The organism is Simkania sp. (assembly GCF_965215465.1).
Classification (GTDB): domain Bacteria; phylum Chlamydiota; class Chlamydiia; order Chlamydiales; family Simkaniaceae; genus Simkania.
This window is the reverse complement of the sequence record NZ_OZ244056.1, coordinates 1,662,590-1,680,433: the sequence shown is the minus strand read 5'-3', so window position 1 is coordinate 1,680,433 and position 17,844 is coordinate 1,662,590. Positions and strand designations below refer to the sequence as shown.

13 protein-coding genes and 1 pseudogene are annotated in these 17,844 nt (G+C 43.7%); 5 read left to right on the top strand and 9 right to left on the bottom strand.

What is annotated here, in order from left to right; genetic code table 11:
* Positions 1-71 precede the first annotated feature (71 nt).
* Positions 72-2,455: pseudogene (gene ppsA / locus ACOOFG_RS07810) on the top strand (phosphoenolpyruvate synthase).
* Here the strand turns inward: ppsA and ACOOFG_RS07805 are convergent.
* From ACOOFG_RS07805 to cdaA, 5 genes are read right to left on the bottom strand one after another with little or no spacing between them, the layout of a single operon-like run.
* Complete coding sequence (locus ACOOFG_RS07805) at positions 2,433-3,125, bottom strand: RsmE family RNA methyltransferase (RefSeq protein ID WP_420420919.1); 693 nt, start codon at positions 3,123-3,125, stop codon at positions 2,433-2,435. The pseudogene ppsA and the gene ACOOFG_RS07805 sit on opposite strands and share 23 nt — an antisense overlap.
* Complete coding sequence (locus ACOOFG_RS07800) at positions 3,115-4,380, bottom strand: hypothetical protein (protein ID WP_420420918.1); 1,266 nt, start codon at positions 4,378-4,380, stop codon at positions 3,115-3,117. The genes ACOOFG_RS07805 and ACOOFG_RS07800 overlap by 11 nt, the downstream gene beginning before the upstream one ends.
* On the bottom strand, positions 4,373-5,554 hold the full coding sequence (locus ACOOFG_RS07795) for a glycosyltransferase family 4 protein (RefSeq protein WP_420420917.1): 1,182 nt from the start codon (positions 5,552-5,554) through the stop codon (positions 4,373-4,375). Before ACOOFG_RS07795 ends, ACOOFG_RS07800 begins: the two co-directional genes overlap by 8 nt.
* On the bottom strand, positions 5,544-6,800 hold the full coding sequence (locus tag ACOOFG_RS07790) for a YbbR-like domain-containing protein (protein WP_420420916.1): 1,257 nt from the start codon (positions 6,798-6,800) through the stop codon (positions 5,544-5,546). The genes ACOOFG_RS07795 and ACOOFG_RS07790 overlap by 11 nt, the downstream gene beginning before the upstream one ends.
* Positions 6,797-7,594 carry a diadenylate cyclase CdaA gene (cdaA, locus tag ACOOFG_RS07785; protein WP_420420915.1) on the bottom strand — a complete coding sequence of 266 codons (798 nt, stop codon included), beginning with the start codon at positions 7,592-7,594 and terminating at the stop codon, positions 6,797-6,799. Before cdaA ends, ACOOFG_RS07790 begins: the two co-directional genes overlap by 4 nt.
* A 137-nt stretch (positions 7,595-7,731) precedes the next feature.
* On the opposite strand from cdaA, the gene ACOOFG_RS07780 reads away from it, so the two are divergent.
* The 4 genes from ACOOFG_RS07780 to ACOOFG_RS07765 all read left to right on the top strand — a co-directional run bounded on the left by ACOOFG_RS07780 (position 7,732) and on the right by ACOOFG_RS07765 (position 13,052).
* Positions 7,732-8,760 carry an Lpg1974 family pore-forming outer membrane protein gene (locus tag ACOOFG_RS07780; RefSeq protein WP_420420914.1) on the top strand — a complete coding sequence of 343 codons (1,029 nt, stop codon included), beginning with the start codon at positions 7,732-7,734 and terminating at the stop codon, positions 8,758-8,760.
* Between the two features lie 102 nt (positions 8,761-8,862).
* Positions 8,863-10,236: a cytochrome ubiquinol oxidase subunit I gene (locus tag ACOOFG_RS07775; protein ID WP_420420913.1), complete on the top strand. Its 1,374-nt coding sequence runs from the start codon at positions 8,863-8,865 to the stop codon at positions 10,234-10,236.
* A gap of 8 nt (positions 10,237-10,244) precedes the next feature.
* On the top strand, positions 10,245-11,270 hold the full coding sequence (gene cydB / locus ACOOFG_RS07770) for a cytochrome d ubiquinol oxidase subunit II (protein WP_420420912.1): 1,026 nt from the start codon (positions 10,245-10,247) through the stop codon (positions 11,268-11,270).
* Positions 11,271-11,630: 360 nt separating this feature from the next.
* A complete protein-coding gene (locus ACOOFG_RS07765) occupies positions 11,631-13,052 on the top strand; it encodes a Fic family protein (RefSeq protein ID WP_420420911.1) in 1,422 nt (473 codons plus the stop codon).
* A gap of 99 nt (positions 13,053-13,151) precedes the next feature.
* On the opposite strand, the gene ACOOFG_RS07760 is transcribed toward ACOOFG_RS07765, so the two are convergent.
* The 4 genes from ACOOFG_RS07760 to ACOOFG_RS07745 form a co-directional block, all read right to left on the bottom strand.
* Positions 13,152-14,192, bottom strand: coding sequence for a hypothetical protein (locus ACOOFG_RS07760; protein ID WP_420420910.1), 1,041 nt, complete (start codon positions 14,190-14,192; stop codon positions 13,152-13,154).
* A gap of 131 nt (positions 14,193-14,323) precedes the next feature.
* Positions 14,324-15,517 carry an Lpg1974 family pore-forming outer membrane protein gene (locus tag ACOOFG_RS07755; RefSeq protein WP_420420909.1) on the bottom strand — a complete coding sequence of 398 codons (1,194 nt, stop codon included), beginning with the start codon at positions 15,515-15,517 and terminating at the stop codon, positions 14,324-14,326.
* Positions 15,518-15,519: 2 nt separating this feature from the next.
* Positions 15,520-16,671, bottom strand: a complete 1,152-nt coding sequence (locus ACOOFG_RS07750; protein ID WP_420420908.1) for an Lpg1974 family pore-forming outer membrane protein — start codon at positions 16,669-16,671, stop codon at positions 15,520-15,522.
* 60 nt (positions 16,672-16,731) lie between these two features.
* Positions 16,732-17,838: an Lpg1974 family pore-forming outer membrane protein gene (locus ACOOFG_RS07745; protein ID WP_420420907.1), complete on the bottom strand. Its 1,107-nt coding sequence runs from the start codon at positions 17,836-17,838 to the stop codon at positions 16,732-16,734.
* Positions 17,839-17,844: the final 6 nt, after the last annotated feature.

The window sequence follows — 17,844 nt, the reverse complement described above, 5'->3', positions numbered from 1 at the left end:
TCTTTCTTGCAGTTGAGGCTTGCTCTCGACTATATAGAAGTCTATGAGAACTGTCTATAAGAGGTGAGGAGATGGGTCAATATGTCTGCCCACTCGAGTCCCTTCGCGCAAAAGATGTTGCAATTGCTGGGGGGAAAAACGCATCACTTGGTGAGATGATTGCTGAGCTTAAGCCGAAAGGGGTGAACATTCCCGGCGGATTTGCCGTTACGGCTGAAGCTTATCGTCATTTTATTCGAGAAAATGGATTTGAAAAGAAGATCGAAGACATTCTCAAAACTTATTCGCCAGAACCTAAGAAGCTTCGAAAATGTGGTAAAGCCATTCGGAAGCTAATCCAAAGTGGAAAATTCCCAAAAGAACTGAAACATGAAATCACTGAGGCCTACACGGTCTTTGTGGAGAGAACACCAAACGGTGCCAAATGGATGTCGCTGTCCGCAGCAGCGCTACAGCCGAGGATCTTCCCGACGCAAGCTTTGCAGGGCAACAAGAAACTTTCCTCAACATCCGTGGCGATCGGGATCTACTCAGTGCTTGCCGGAAATGTTTTGCGTCACTTTTTACAGATCGAGCGATTGCTTACCGTGAAGAAAAGGGGTTTGATCACCTTGAAGTCGCTCTTTCGGTAGGGATTCAAAAGATGGTTCGTTCCGATTTGGCCAGTTCGGGTGTCATGTTCACTCTCGATACGGAAACGGGATTTGATCAGGTTGTCGAGATCAACTCAACTTGAGGACTTGGAGAGAATATCGTTCAGGGAATGATTATTCCCGATGAGTTCACAGTGTATAAGCCTTTTCTTGATCGAGAAGAAGTGGTGCCGATTGTGGGAAAGGCCTTAGGGAGTAAAGAAAAGAAAATGGTCTATGCTAGGGGAGAAAGTTACTCGACAAAGAATGTGGTGACAACCCCTGAAGAGCAAAACCTCTTTTCAATCACGGATGAAGAAGCCCTTTTGCTAGCAAAGTGGGCTGTTTTGATCGAAAAGCACTATCAAAAACCTATGGACATTGAATGGGCCAAAGATGGCGGTTCTGGAGAGCTCTACATTGTTCAAGCCAGGCCTGAAACAGTTCAAGTGAAACGCAAAAAGTCCGAATTCAAAACTTACAAGCTGAAAAAAGAAGGGAAAAAGATTCTCGAAGGGTTAGCGATCGGCGAATCGATAGCAGTTGGGCGTCCTCAGGTGATCACAGACGCTGATCAGATTGAAGCGTTTCAGCCTGGTTCCATCCTCGTGACAGGAATGACTGACCCTGATTGGGTCCCCATCATGAAAATGGCAAGTGGGATCATCACCGATCAAGGTGGGCGGACATCCCATGCCGCCATTGTAAGTCGGGAACTTGGGGTTCCGGCCATTGTTGGGACAGGAACGGCCACTGAAGATTTGAAAGACTTGGAGCAATTGACCTTGAGTTGTGCTCAAGGAGATAAAGGTTACATTTACGAGGGGGCTCTCGAGTATGAAGAGGAAGAAATCAACATCGAAAAGCTTCCTGAGACCAAAACGCAAGTGATGCTCAATATTGCCAGCCCTTCAGCGGCTCTTCATTGGTGGCGTCTTCCATGCAAAGGAATTGGTCTTGCTCGAATGGAATTTATCATCAGCGAAATCATCAAAATTCACCCAATGGCGTTAACCCACTTTGAAGAAGTGGAAGATCTTGACGATCAAATGCACATTTCAGAAATGACATTAGGCTATGAAAACAAAACAGAGTACTTTGTCGAGCTATTAGCTCAAGGTATTGCTAAAATTGCCTGCACCCGTTATCCCGACCCTGTGATTGTTCGCATGAGCGACTTCAAGACAAACGAATATGCTAATTTAATTGGGGGAAAACAATTTGAACCCAAAGAAGAAAATCCCATGCTTGGGTTTAGGGGAGCTGTTCGCTACTACCATCCTAAATACCGCGAAGGTTTTGCTTTAGAATGCCAAGCTATTAAGCGGGCGCGTGAAAAAATTGGACTGACAAATCTCTTAGTGATGATTCCTTTTTGTCGCACCATCCAAGAAGCTGAAGATGTTTTGAAAGTGATGGAAGAAGAGGGTTTAAAGCGAGGGGAAAACGGTCTAGAGGTCTACGTGATGGCAGAAGTCCCTTCCAACATCCTTTTAGCTGCGGACTTTGCCAAACTTTTTGATGGTTTTTCGATTGGGTCGAATGATTTAACTCAACTCACACTAGGGGTGGATCGGGATTCCGCGGATTTAGCACCGCTTTTTGATGAACGGAACCCTGCTGTCAAAGGGCTCATTCAGGACCTCATCAAGATCGCCCATCAGCATCAGTGCAAAGTTGGCATTTGTGGACAGGGGCCGAGTGATTATCCCGATTTTGCAGAGTTTCTCGTCGAGTGTGGAATCGATTCGATTTCACTCAATCCTGATAGCATCATTCATACGATTGAAAGGATAGCAGTTATAGAGCAGAAGCGAGGGTGAGGGCTGCGATGGCAGCTGTTTCTGCGCGAAGAATGTAGGGATGCAGTTTTACAGCTTGTGCTTTGAACTTTTCCCTCATGTTCTTGTATTCCTCATGTGAAAACCCTTTTTCTGGGCCAATAAAGAGAAGGTAGGGAGCTTTTCCTTTGGGGAGAGATATTTCAGCTTCAGGATCTCCGAAAAAGGCATGTCCTTCCGGGAGAGAGAGGCCGTCTAAATCTGAGGCAAAGTGAATAGAAGGAAGATCTAAGCGACCACACTGCTTCATGGCTCCAATTGCAATGAGCTTTAAACGTTTCCACTGATTGTTGCTCAAAGAGTCTTTTTCACTTCGCTCTGAAGGAAAGAGGTAAAAAGAGCTAGCGCCTAGTTCGGTTCCCTTTTGAATGATCCAGTCTAAATGGGATAGTTTTGGCAAAGCTTGAATGAGAATCAAAGGGGGTAGCAGAGGCTCATGTTTTGAAGTTTCGAGAATTTCAAGAGATGCTTTTCTTTTTTCGATTTGCAAAAGTTTAGCTTGGGCAAGGGCTCCCATTCCGTTGACGAGTTCGATGGCGTCACCTTCTTTTTTCCGCATCACACGGCTCAGATGGTGGAATTCTTCCTCTTCGAGAAAGACAATATCTCCTTGATTGAAGCTCTCTTTTAAATAAAATCGGTCAGCAGGCATCTTTTTTCCAAATGGTGTTCGGGCGACAAAGGGCCTTTTTAAGCAGGAAGGAAAGGTCTTCCGTCCCATCTAAATGTTCTGCAGCAGACTCTCGCAAGGCATCTTCATCTAGCACTTCAAATGCGCTGAGCTTGAGAAAGTGTTTTTTGAGTTTCTCAACTGTAGAGAAATTGAAAATGAGTTTGAAACGGTAATCTCTTAAGAAGAGGTCACTCATATTTTCATAGAGGAGGACTTCGGCATCAGGAAGGTCGATCTTTTTAGGGGTGAGAACAGTGATAAATGCTAAAGGGTAAATTTCTCGAAAGGTTGCAAGATGAGGAAGATAGGGAGTGGGATCCTTTGGAAGGATGATCAGAATGGAATCCCAGCGGTAACGGTAGTAAACATTGATTGGAGTTTCTTGTTTCCACCGATTATGTTGCCATAGCCATTGCTCTGGAGTTTCTCGAATTTTGTCTTCGAGAAGAGCCAGGCTCTTTTTCATGAGGCGATCGATTTCGTCTTCCATGGGCGCATCTAAGTTGGGCCAAATGGGTTTTGAGTAGTGAATCCGGTAGGTGCCTTTTGTTCGCCTTACCGTTGCGACCATGATGGGGCATTTAGACTTGTATGCTAAAAGAGCAGGTGCGACAGATGTCCAAGCACGTCGACCAAAAAAGGGAAAGGCGTAATCACTTTCGGGCATGCCCTGATCTCCCACAATCCCCAGAAACTTTCCTTTCTTTAGCGCCCGGAATCCTTCTTTAACCGTTTGCTTGGGGGTGATGATCATTCCGCCAAATTGTTCTCGCATCTGAACCACCCAATCGTAAAGGTACTGGTTTTTGATCGGGCGACCAATTGCCACACCCGGCATACGCTGAGTCCCTTCAAGGAAAAGGACCTCCCAATTTGCTTGATGGCCACAAAAAAAGATGATTCCAGTCCCAGAGTCGATGAGCTGTTTGGCTTCATCGGGGTTTTCACAAATTAGAGTTTTTTTGGTGTTTTTCATCCGGGCAAATTTGCCGTATTCCAAACATGTGATAGCGAGGTTTTGAAACGAGTGTTTGGCAATTTTTTTGAGTCGTTTTTCTGGGAGATGAAGGCTTTTTGCCAAGGCAAGGTTTGAAAGGGTTCGTTTGCGAAAGCGAGTCAAGGTGTGGTAAGCAACAAGCCCGAGCCCTTTTCCCATGAAGTGAATCCAACGAGTTGGCAAAAGGCTAATAGGAAACGTGAGCCCCCGAATGAGGTAGTAAGAGAGTTTAGACATGAATCGATTCTAAGGTCAGGTCAATGAGAGTTCTTAGTTGGTTTGAAAAATCTAAGTGTTTCACTGAATCTCGGATGTTTTGAGAGCGGATCCAAGTTTTAGGGTGCATGATAGCAGTTGTGAGGGCTTGAGCAAAAGCTTGTGGATCAAGAAGGTCTTCGATGACAATGCCGTTTTCGGGTTTCAAAACCTCGTTCCCACCATTTGTTTTAGAAGTGACGACGAAAAGACCCATCGCTAAAGCTTCAACGGTGACATTTGCAAAAGGATCATAAAAAGATGGAATCACCAAAGAGTCGGCAAACTGATAAAAATTGCGGATATCTGATCGAGGTCCAAAAAAGCTCACGTGATCTTGAAGGCCAAGCTCCTCAGCCAATTTGATGAAGTCAAATGCTCTCTTGTCTTTGCCCAAGACAGAAAGATGAAAATCTTTGAATGGGAGAATGCTCAAGGCCTTGAGCAGGGGCGTGAGTCCTTTTCGCTTGTACCCATTTCCAATAAATAGGAAGTGGTAACGGGAGGGGTCGAGCCCAAGCTCATTGCAAACCGTCTGCTTTTTCTCGAGCCAACTATTAAAATCTTTTTCCATTTCTTTCCACTCAACTCCGTTGTGAACCACATGAATTTTCTCAGGAGGGGTCTGATAATAAGTGAGAACCTCCTTTTTTACCATATGAGAGTTGGTGAAAAGAATTTTTAACTCAGGGCTTTCAAACGCCTGCTTTTCAATATTTAAAATTGTCCGGTTGAGAGGGTTCAAGGCTGCTTTAAAAGGAGAGTAGTTTTCTCCCATGTTTTCACGATGTTTGAGAAATGCTGCATGGACTCCATTTCCGGCGCGAATATGGGTTTGATGACGGGTTCGATCCATGCCAAACACCACATCGAACTTTCCTTGCTCATGCCATTTAGTGCAAGCTCGGTCAAATTCTTCCATTTTTCGAAAGTTGAGCCACTTTTTGACGGGGAGAGAGTGGAAGTGAATAAGGGGATGAAACTCACTTTTTTTGATCACATCAGATGTGACGATATTGACGTGGGCGCCCCGCTTCGTAAACGCGTGAGCTATTCTCCACCCGTACTTTTCCAAGCCTCCAAGGGTTCCAAAGTGGCGAGAAACAAGGCTAACTTTGAGAGAGGGCAGTGGGCAGGCGTGAGGCTTATGTTCCATTTTTCGTCTTCTCTTGAAGGATCACTGAGTTGCCCTGAAGTGAAGGACAAACTTCAAATTTCTCATTATCAGAGGTAAATAGCTGGAATCGATTCATATAGCTGCGAAAACGGTTGCGCAAATACTCTTCTCGAACGCGGGGTTGCAGATCTCTGATCTCTTCATCACTGACATCTGACATCAAGATGTGGACATACCGATCTTCGAGAATACCAGAGTTGATGAACTGTACACTCCAGTCTAAACATTCTCCTCCTTCCTTTGGAGTGACGAGAACCATGAGTTGGAGCATGTCTTTCATAATTTCAAGGAAAAAGCTACTCACTCCTTTCGCATAGAGTGGAGTTGTGATGACTTTAAGTCCACTACGGTTTTCGAGCAGTTGATTAGGAGTTAGGTGGATTTTTTGAGGGCTTAACGATCCTATTTTATTCGGGGGAAAGAACAAGGCGACTGGGATGACGCTGTCCACTTTAAGCAGCTCATAACGCAAAAAGTCAATGCGAAGAAATTTTGCATCGGGATCGTTGATTTCAATAGGAGTGGGAGAGAGTAGGGGGAGTGAAATTTGTTTCCAATAGTTAGGGACAAAGTAGCTCACAACATCTGAATGCTCTTGATTAGAGGACGTTCTCAGGTCATCGAGGTTGGCTTTTGAGATGTCATTGAGGTTGAACGTCAAATTGAGTCCACGACTTTTTAACTTTTTCACTGTATCTTCCGGTCCGCTCACAGTGATGTATAGCTGGTAGGGCCAAATATCGAGAAACTGGTACCCTTTCGGCGCCTCTCCAATGGGTTGTGTGATGATGATCGGGATTTTTTCTGTGACAAGTTTCGTGAGCTTGATCAAAAAGTTTTGTGTGGCAACTTTGCTGATTCCATGTGAGATGTTGACGTCAGGGTTGTCTGTTTGAATATTTCGCTTGGTAATGGTTGCAATCCATTCTCCTTCTTTATCGGACGCATCAAACACCACTTCAATATCATTCGCAGTGAGGTCTTCAAGCAAGGTCTTGCTCCCTGTCACAGGGAGATTCACACGACGATTTAAAATTCCATTCGATTGCATGTCTGCAATCGTTTTTCCTGGAGGGATGTTTTCAATGCGAACAGGAACATTGGGAATGGTTTTTGTCGTTGTAAGCGATTTATTCACCACAAACCAAATGATGATCGCCAAGATGATCGACAAACACTTACGCGGCCAATTGCTGAGGAAGAGATTTTTGAGCAAAGTTCTCATTTTCTAATCCACTCCCTAAGTTTAAAGCGTGTTTGCAAAGTTTTCTTAAGGGGAGGGTTAAAGACACTGCGGATGATTCCTTTAAAGCGATCGAGTTTGATTCCACGTGTCATGATTCCATCTCGAGCAATTGAGACCTTTCCCGTTTCTTCCGAAACGACAATGAGAAGAGCATCTGTCAATTGACTTACTCCCAGAGCAGCTCGGTGACGGGTTCCCATTGATTTTGCAATTTGCGAAGTGTCTTCTGCAAGAGGAAGAATCACTGAAGCTGCAACAATTGTCAGGTCGTGAATGATCACCGCTCCATCATGAAGAGGTGTTGTGGTTGCAAAGATCGACTCAAGCAATTCAGATGAAAAGTTTCCATTGACCATGACAGCTTTGAGGGCAAATTCATCGAGTGAATCTTCATTTTCCAGCGCAATGAGCGCTCCAATCTTCTTATCTGCCAACCGGTAAACAGATGTCGCGAGCTGGTCTAGAAATTTGTCGAATTCCGTGATTTCTTTGTATCGTTTCCCCTTTAAACTGAGTTTCGAAAGGGCGACACGAAGTTCTGGTTGGAAAATAATTAAAACAGCAATAACCGCGACGTTTGCAACGAGCAGCATTAACTTGTGGAGAATGGGTAAATTAAATAGGGAAGATGCTCCAAAGATCAAGAGGAAGGCTAACAGACCCAACATGAGGTCCATCGATCTCGTGTTCCAAAAGAACGACAAGAGGTAATTGATCATCACGGCGATGATCACTATCTCAATAAATGGAGTAATCGAATAGTAAAAACCCATGCGTGTCGAATAGTCCTTTGCGCTCTTATTGGATCATTCTATTGAATCGAAGGCTTCATTGCAACAGCCATCATTTAGATTGATCAAATAGAAAAAATATAGCATTATTATTTTTATTTACCAAGGAGACATTCAACATGAGAAAGTGGCTCATTGCTTTAGCTCTAGGTTGCACCGCAGCACTTACAGCAGCACAAGGTCAACAACAGCAACAAGAAAAAACACTCTATTACACAAATGACCAAACTGTCGCGGTCACGCCTGCAGCAGGGCCCCAAGTCAACCGTAGTTGGAATCCTTACCTGACAGCTGATTTTATCTGGTGGACGGTGCGAGAAGATGGGCTTTTCCATGCTGTGACAGGTGTTGCTGCAAACCCGAGCAAAGGACGCGTTCATGATATCGACGTTGACTGGGAACCTGGTTTCAAAGTTGGTTTAGGATTTAACCTTCCTCATGATGGATGGGATGTTTTTGCCAATTACACCTGGATCAAAAGCTCTGTCAGTGGTAGCAAGAGCACCGATGCTGGGGACATGATTTCTTACTGGTCTATCGGTGGAGCTCCTTTGACTGGCATCACGAATTCACGTGCTTCTTGGGATATTACTTTTCATAACTTGAACTTTGAAATTGGACGTAACTGTTATCTCAGTCAGTTTCTCAAATTGCGCTTATTTGCCGGGGTTCAAGCGGCTTGGATCTACCAAGATTACGATGTGCGCCAAGTTGTAGCTGCAGACGACTCTATTGACCGTTTAAGACTGGATCAAGACTTTTGGGGCGCTGGAATTCGCGCCGGACTTAACACCGCATGGCAGTTCACTCAGAACTGGTCAATCTATGCTGACCTAGCGTTAGCGATCCTTTATGGAGAGTTTGATCTAGATCGTCGTGATAGTAACCAACCTCAAGGTGGTGTTGAGACCACAAGCATTCACACAGGAGTTGATCCGATGACATTCGAGCCAACAGTTGGTGTTGGTGCAGGATTGCGCTGGGAGACTTGGTTTGGATCGAATAACTACCACATTCTTTTCCAATTGGGATGGGAGCAACAAATTTGGATTCTGCAAAACGAATTCATCAAAGTTCCCACAGAAACCGATCATGTCGGAGACCTTGTCTTACAAGGACTGACCTTAAAAGGTCGCTTCGACTTCTAAAGGTAATAGCCCCGGAAGCGGGGCTTTTTTTTTTACCTTCATTGACAAAAATTTTTTACGGCCTACGTTGGTTTTTCAATTTAACAAAAGAGTTTAACTACCATGGATGTTGTTCTCTTATCCCGGATCCAGTTTGGGTTAAATGTCGCCTTTCATTACCTCTATCCTCCATTAAGCATTGGCCTTGGTTTGATGATTGTGATCATGGAGGGGATGTACATGAAAACAAAGAAAGCTTGTTACCGTGACATGACAAAATTTTGGGTGAAGATTTTTGCTCTAACATTTGCCTTAGGAGTTGCCACGGGAATTGTACAGGTCTTTGGTTTTGGAAACAATTGGGCCCGCTACTCTCGTTATGTAGGAGATGTTTTTGGAAGTGCCTTGGCTGCTGAGGGAATTTTTGCATTTTTCTTAGAGGCAGGATTCATTGGCCTCATGCTTTTTGGATGGGAGCGCGTCAGTGCGAAAGTCCACTACTTTTCAACGATTTGTACTGCTCTCGGAGCTCATTTTAGTGCCATTTGGATCATTGTCGCGAACTCCTGGATGCAAACTCCTGCAGGCTACGTCATAGAAGGGGAAGGAGCCGAAGCGCATGCTGTCATGACAAATTTTTGGGAGATGGTTTTCAACCCTTCTTTTCTTGACCGCCTGACGCATGTCATCATTGGAGCTTGGATGACAGGGGCTTTTATGGTGATTTCTGTTTGCGCCTATTACTTTCTGAAAAAGAGACACACAGAATTTGCTTATCGGGGGATGAAACTAGGACTGATCATCGCTTCCATACTTGTGGTTTTACAGCTTGCCTCGGCCGACTCTACGGCTCGTGGGGTGGCAAAAAATCAGCCAGAAAAGCTAGCTGCAATCGAAGGAGTTTACAAAACTCAGCCTTACACTGCGATGAATATCATTGGCTATGTCGATGGCAAAACTCAAGAAGTCCACGCTTTGCAAGTCCCTGGTTTGCTCAGTTTTCTAACTTACCGGAACTTTGAGACACCTGTCACCGGGCTCGATCAATTTCCCGAAGAAGATTGGGCAAATGTCCCAGCTGTTTTTCAGTTCTACCATCTGATGATTTATGCTTGGGGTGGGATGTTTCTAGCTGCAGTTTTGGGACTGATTCTTTGGAAGCGTAAAACATTTGAGAAATCCAAATGGATCAACCGATTTCTCGTCCTATCCATTGCATTTCCTTATGTCGCCAATCAAGCGGGGTGGTTTACTGCAGAGATGGGGCGTCAACCATGGATTGTGTATCATCTCTTGAGAACCCCTCAAGGAGTGTCAAAATCAATTCATGCCGGTCAAGTTTTTGGATCGATTACGATGTTTGTTTGCATTTACATCCTTCTTTTTTCCCTCTTTTGCTTTCTACTCAATCGGAAAATTAAGCATGGGCCGGTAGAGGAGACTGCAAAAGAACCAGACGATATCATTTATCGTGATCCCTACCAATCTCCTACCTAAGGTTCAACATGATGGCTATCTACGAAAATATTTGGTATCTCGTCCTTTGCGTCAGTGTGATTTTCTACACAGTCCTAGATGGGTTTGATTTGGGAGTTGGAGCGCTCCATCTTTTTGCTCGGGATGATCGCGAAAGACGTGTTTTTCTCAATGCCATTGGTCCTGTTTGGGATGGGAATGAAGTGTGGCTTATCATCATTTTTGGAGGAATGTTTGCGGGCTTTCCTGCAGCTTACGCAACAATTTGCGAATCATTCTATACTTTGATCATGATCTTGCTCGCAGCGATCATCTTTCGCGCTGTTGCCATTGAATTCCGATCCAAAGTCGAACATAAAAAATGGCGTTTTGCTTGGGATGTGATCTTTAGCTTTTCTTCGATTCTCATGGCGTTCATCATTGGTGTAATCATGGCAAACTTAATTCAAGGGATTCCTCTGGATCAGAATGGGGATTTCGTAGGAACGTTTGGGGGATTTTTTACCCCTTACTCGATTCTACTTGGGTTCACAGCTTGCGCCTTATTTGCCATGCATGGCGCTGTCTTCCTTCTCATGAAAACAGAAGGAACACTCCACGATCACGTGCGCAAATGGATCAATCCAGCCATTGTGGTCTTTTTAATCTTCTACGTGATGACAACGCTTGCGACACTCATGTACATGCCTCATATGCTAAAAATGATGCGCTCAGCTCCTTGGCTTTTTGTTGTCGCTCTCATTGCCATGCTCGCTATTGCAAATGTCCCTCGTTGTATCTATAAAGGAAATGATGGCTTTGCTTTCATTTCATCAAGCTGCTGCATTGCTTTTCTTTTTTTCCTTTTTGGAATCGGGATCTATCCCAACCTCGTTCGCTCCAGCATCAACCCTGAGCATTTTAGCTTGAACCTTTATAACGCCGGAGCTGCTGCCTCGACTTATAAAGTGATTCTCACTGTTGCCTGTATCGGTGTGCCTCTTGTTCTTGCCTACGGGTTTTGGATTTACCGGATCTTCCGCGGAAAAGTCACGCTCGACGACACAAGTTATTAACAGATAAGAATGGTGGTTTTTTAGCCTTTTTCTTCCTATCTTTTCCCACCTGTCAGCGTGTTCGATCTCGACAACCCGCTGAGGGGTTGCCATTCGATTTCCGCACTTTGTCAGACAGAAAAATCTTAGGCCGAAAAAGGCTAAAAAACCACCACTCTCATCCTAGGGTTTGCTTATGATTTAAATTTAAAACAAATCCTCCTTAGTTATGAGGCCATACCTTTTTCAGGCGCTTCCGCTGAAATTTAATGAAAGCTTTTATTATAATTTCTTCATAATAAATAAATGTAATTTATAATTTAAATAGAGAAAAAAAAGACGCTTTCCTTTAAAGTTTTTGGAAAAAAATTGGAGGAAACGATGTCTGTTCAACGTAAATTTGGACCAGATGATTCACAATATACTAAGTCATCTTTAGAGCCTGTCGAAGAAAATAACAATCCCCTGCGCACAAAAAACATTGAAGAGCACCGCTCGTTTTTTGATTCAACAATGGGAAAACTCATCTTTACTACAGCAGCTTATTTCACAACCCGCTTGACTTATCTAGTCCTAGACAGTTTAAGTACAAAAGACATTGAAGAGTTCCCTTCGTTTTTTGATTCAACAACAGGAAAAGTCTTAGCTGCCTCTGGAGTTGGTCTAACTACAGCCTTTTCACTTGTTAAACTTGTGAATTGTATGACCTCTAAAAAAACTTCTCCAACTATACCCCTACCTAGACCCGAGCCCCTACACCAAAAGCCCAAGAGAAAATTTGAGGATTATGTGAAAGGGTTTGTTTTCAATGGATTCTGGACTGTTGAAACTGATCTTAAATATACTTTTTCCCGCAAAATCAGCCCATCTCTTGTCGAGTTAAAAACATGTGGGGATGATATGAGCTGTGTGTTTCATGAAATTAACGCTAACCGTCAAGCAAAAGCCCAGCTCTTTACTACAGAGGCATACAACTCTAGAGGAACTCCTGCTTCAATCTTCAATAGTGATGGCACACCTTTAATTGAGTGTATGGTTTCAGTAAATCCCCTTATCCCTAAAAACTATCGAGAAGCATTAGAAGTTGCGGAAAAAGAAGTCTTAGCCCCCAATTTCGCAGATAGTGATATCGAGAAAGTTCTAAAGAAAATCAACAAGGCTCTTCTCCAAGATCTAAATTACACCAATGGCACTCCTATTAAAGGAGGGGTTTACCGAAAACAGGCTGAGTTGATTCGAGATGATAATGCACCAGATCAGTCGGAGATCCCGAACTTTCTTATTGAGAGATATGGCCAAGATGCTTTTAGAATCTTTATTGGAGCCCTCGATAAATTCAACAGGTCTGATGATTGGAATGCCTTAACCGAGATAGAACGAGAGATCTTGGGTTCGGTTTATCATCCTGGCCCTCCTGCTAAAGAGATTCCTCAGCGCATGAAGAATTTTGCTGAAGAGTACCGCCAAAAATTAAAAGAAAACGATGATCCTTTCGCTCTAGCCGGTTGGGTCCATATGCAAATCGTGAACACGCACGCATTCGGCACTGGTTTGGGGAGACAAGCTCGTATCATGATGAATGCTGAGCTTAAGCGAGCCGGCTATGCACCGATCGTTTTCTTTGATGGTGCTGCATATAATAAAGCCATAAAAGAAGATCACAAACGTCCAGGTGCCTTTGCAGACTACCTTGTTGAGGCTTATCATATTAGCCTTCCTCTTAACGACGTGAAAGAGTTTCCTACAGATCACAGGCCGCAGCAAGTGGATAAAGCTCCTCGAGGACGGAAAAGACATCGTTAGATCTTACAATTTCTGGGTCGCCTTCATCGATTGGATCAGTTTGAGAACTGATGCCTTCCGATCTAGATCCGCGAAAGCCTCATGAGGAACTCATGAGGCTTATGGAGTTTGGGAGGAAGTTGCTAACTCATTTTTGGGTAGGGTAGGGTGGACGAGGCCTTTGAAGTAGGTCTTGTTGACAACGGCTAGGTGATCTGAAGGATGAAGAGTTGTCGTTTGACCCGTATTGGGATCTGTATAGGTGTATTTATAGTGAATGACGGCAGAAGTGTTGCTTTCACTTGGGTCAAAGCCTGAAACAAATTGTAGATCTTCTCGATCTAGGGGAGTTTTAGGCACACCTTTCTCAATAGGCCAGGCGTGGTCTGTCAAATCAGCTTGGGGGGTGCTTGCTTTATGGAGAACGTTTTCATAGTAAATATCATGAAACCCCGCCCACATTGCAGCCGGATCTTGATCGAACAAAGGGTTATTCGTTCCATCGTTTAATTTTCCCTTACAATTTGAATCGAGGAGAATGAAGATTTGTCTTGTGGCAGCCCAGTTTTGTGATCCGTCAGCACCTACAAAATAAGAGACATCATTCATAAGCTGTTGAAGACTCATGATTCCATCGTATTTTTCTAAGCCCGATTGTGTGGGGAGGTGTCCGGCAAACACATAGACGTGGTTGGATTGGACATAGGGATCGCTTTCGCTTTGAATAAAGTCTGCCCCTAAAACTGTATTGGGGTACCACGTTCCATTATGAGAGTTCAGCCCAAACGACTCTGTTTTTTCGACGGTCCACTTTGTTTTGTCATAAATGATCAGATTATCACTGTTGGGCACTCCTTGGCTGGGGGCGGGGAGCATGCCTAACTTTTCAAAATCCGCGTAATGAGGGTGACTCTTGTTTGTCATTGCATCGTAAATAGATTCGGCCCACGTATGTGTTCCATTATGTGTTCCACACTCTTGAAGTGCTGCGAAGTCAAAATTTTTCCCCTCATTAGAAACTTTACCTGAAATCATATCGAGAATTGCAGATTCTCTTGCCTGCCAACTTTGAGCTCCAGTGTCATTGGCTTCTTGGATTCTGAGGTTGTATGTCATCGATGTGACGGCGTCTTTGTTGGTATTTTGGTAAAGTTGATGCATCTGATTTTTCATGAATGTGAATTTCAAAAAACTGATTCGTAAGATTATTTAAACTTTTTTTATAAATCAACAGATGAAAAAAGGCTCCCCCTGCATGGGTGAGCCTTGTAAGTGAAGGAAATGATTCTTTTCTAGAAATCGAGGCGGAACTCTCCGGTGATTCCGTAAAACATGACGTCTTCTGAAAAGGGCTCGTAGTCCACCCGAATCCTTGGAGTGTTTCCAAGAGCTTGCAAGTTTCCAACTGATGTCTCAACGTCTTGCATTTGGTTGGCGCGCCAGTAGTATTGCACTTCATAGCCGAGCTTTAGACGGACATGTTGATGGTGGTGGTTGACATAGTCACCCCATTCCAAGCCAACGAACATCTGGGCATAAGGAACAAACTGGTGTTTTTTTGTGCGTACTTTAAAGAGTCTTCCATCATCGAGCTGAAGAAGAATATGCTCAGGGAAAAACTCTTTGTGCAATGTTCTAAAGTATCCATAGAGAATGGAGGTTGAGAAGTCGCCAAAGATGCTGAATCCCGAACCGAGATGAAAGCGTGTATTTGCCCCAATGCGAGGTCCTATTCCCCATAATTTGCTTTCGCTTTTGGATTTAAAATCAAATGCAGACGTCGAAAATTCTCCTGGGAATGCGCTGTCATTTAGAGGGGAGGCAACATAAGTGATACGTTGATTTAAATCGATCCATGTCGACTTCAAACTTAGGAAAGGGCGAAATGAAAGGGAAGAACTGACAAAGTAATTACGGCCCATTTCAAGCTCGACATTGTCGTAGTCAATTTCAAAGCTCGATTTGACTTTCTGGGCAATGATTTGTGCTAACTGTCGCAAGGGGATGAGTCCGCTTGGAGGTGCTTTTGACGATGAGCTTGTTGAATCGGGATTGTAGTAGGTGTACTGAGCGTAAATGTCCCACCCATCATGAGCTAGGCTGTAGCCGATCCCAGCTTTAAGGCCCCATTCCCAATCGAAGTCATTGTCTTTCACATCTCCTCTTCGAGTTGGAAGAATAATAGGAGGTGCTCCTGGAACTGGAACGATTTGAGATTGAACATTTGACGAGTAGGCGTATTCTGTTCCTCCTACCTTAGGATGCCAGTACAGGATGTCGAAAGTGATGAATACACCTTCTCCGAGAACTTCAGGGCGAGCTGAAGTAAAATTTGCCCCTAAGGTTTCTTGAGGATTCCGTGTCGAGATCTCCTTCATTTCCTTTTCAAGGGTTTCAATCCGGTCTTCCATACTTTCGAAGGCGCCGAGAGTTGAAAGCAGAGAAAGGCTTAAAAGTGTGGCAACTTTTTTTGTCAGCTTATACATACCTAAAAATCCAGTTTAAATTCTCCCGTGATACCGTAAAACATCACGTCTTCTGAAAGGTTATCAAATGAAGCGCGATTACTAAATGAACCTACTGGGTTAGAAACATCCTGTGTGTAGGCCATTTGATTGACGCGCCAGTAATACTGCACTTCGTATCCAAACTTCAGTGTGATGTGCTGCTTGTCATGATTGACATACCCTTGCCAAGCAAGACCACCATACATCTGGACAAAAGGAACGAAGAGGTGAAACTTATGACGATTTTTGATGATTCCTCCCTCTGCAAATTGGACGTTATTCGGAGGAATTTTTTCTCTAAGATCGGTTTTAAAATAGCCGTAAAGGAGGGCTCCCGCGATGTCTCCAAAGAAACTAAATCCATTGCCTAGAAACCATTTGGAATCGACACCAAGCCGAGGACCAATTCCCCAAAAGTTGCAGCCATTTTTCGATTTGAAATCATGTCCGGCAGTGCGGGCGGGTCCAGGAAAGAGAAAATCATTGAGACTGGAAGCAGTATAGGTCACATTTTGATCTATATCAATCCAAGCTGATTTCGCACTGACGAAAGGACGAAACATGACCATTTTGCTGAGGAAATAGCTTTTTCCTAAATTGACATCCACATTTTGATAATCGAGATCGAAGAAAGACTTTGCTTTGATCGCCAGCAATGTTGAGAAGAGGCGCAGAGGCATGAGTGCACTGGGCGGAGCTTTTGTAGAAGCATCCGTTGTATTGGATTCAAACCAGGTGTACTGAGCGAAGACATCCCATCCATCGTGGGGAAGATTGATCCCCAGACCTGCTTTAAGTCCCCACTCCCAATTGAAGTCGTTGTATTTTGTATGCCCGTTTGCTTGGGGGAGAATAATGCTTCCTGTTTGAATGAGACTAGGCTGAAAACTATATGCGAATTCAGTTCCGCCAACCTTTGCATGCCAGTATAGGACATCAAATAAAAGAAAGAGCTTTTCACCATGAACTAAAATATCAGGCTGTCCTTTTGCAAAAGAAGCACCGATACTATCTTGAGGTGTGTAAACTGAGACTTGTTTCATTTCCCATTCGAGGTCGTCGATACGATCGTCAATGTCTGCATAGGAAAGTGCAGTCATTAGAAGTGCAACTGAAAGAGCGAATTTTTTCATTTATAAAAATGCCTCAATATCAATTCTTCTATTAAAATATTTCTATAAATAAGTGAAGGATTAAAAATCTAGACGGAAACGTCCTGTCATACCATAAAAGCTTAAATCTTCTGAGTCATGGTCAAATGCTAAACGGATCAACTGGCCTTGCGTAAAAGTGGTGAGACCATTGTGGTTCATCTGGTTAACACGCCAATAATATTGGGTTTCATAACCAAGACTAAATGCAATGTGTTGCCTTTGTCGGTTGACATACCTTTGCCAACAAAGACCCAAATGATAGCTGATGAAAGGAACATAGTGGTGAAACTTACTTTCTAGATTGATAATGGTTCCTCGATTTCCTGCAACGAGATTCGGTGGAACGGACTCTTTGTGACCTGTATTAAAATATCCATAAAAAAGGGCAGCAGAAACTTCCCCAAAAATGCTAAAGCCATAGCCAAGATGCCATTTTGAGTTGACTCCTAGCCTCGGACCGAATCCCCAAAAACGGTTGCTGTCTTTCGACTTAAAGTGGAGCTCAGGAAAGTTAGAATTCATTGGAAGGGAGTAAGTCACCGCTTGCCTGAGGTTGATCCAGGAACTTTTAACACCAATGTGAGGGCGAAAAGAAAAGTATCGGCTGATAAAATAACTACGGGCTAGTTCAAAATCGGCAGATTGATAGTCCGTGTCGTAGTTGGACTTGGCTTTTTCAGCAGGGAACGGAGCATAGACTCTTTCTGGGACCACAAAGCTCGGAAAACGTTGCGCAACTTGATCTGTGTCATCATTCTCATACCAAGTATAACAACCATAAAGATCCCATCCATCGTGTGTGAGGTGGTAACCTAATCCTACCTTTAACCCTAAATCCCAACTAAAATGGTTGTGTTTTAGAGAGCCTTTAGAAGGGAAACGTTGAGGACTTTGGGTGGTGTAAGCAAACTCAGTTCCACCGACTTTTGTATGCCAATAAAGGATATCGAAAGTGAGGAAATAACGGCTATCTCCTCTCACATCTGGCCTTGCGGAGCCAAACTGAATTCCCAGGGTCTCATGTGGTGTTCTAACAGAGATTTCTTTCATTTCCATTTCAAGGTCTTGAATGCGGTCATCAATGTTTCCAAATGAAAGAGAAGGGACCCCCAGTGCTAGAGCTGCACATGTAAAAGGCTTAAGCATAAAAAG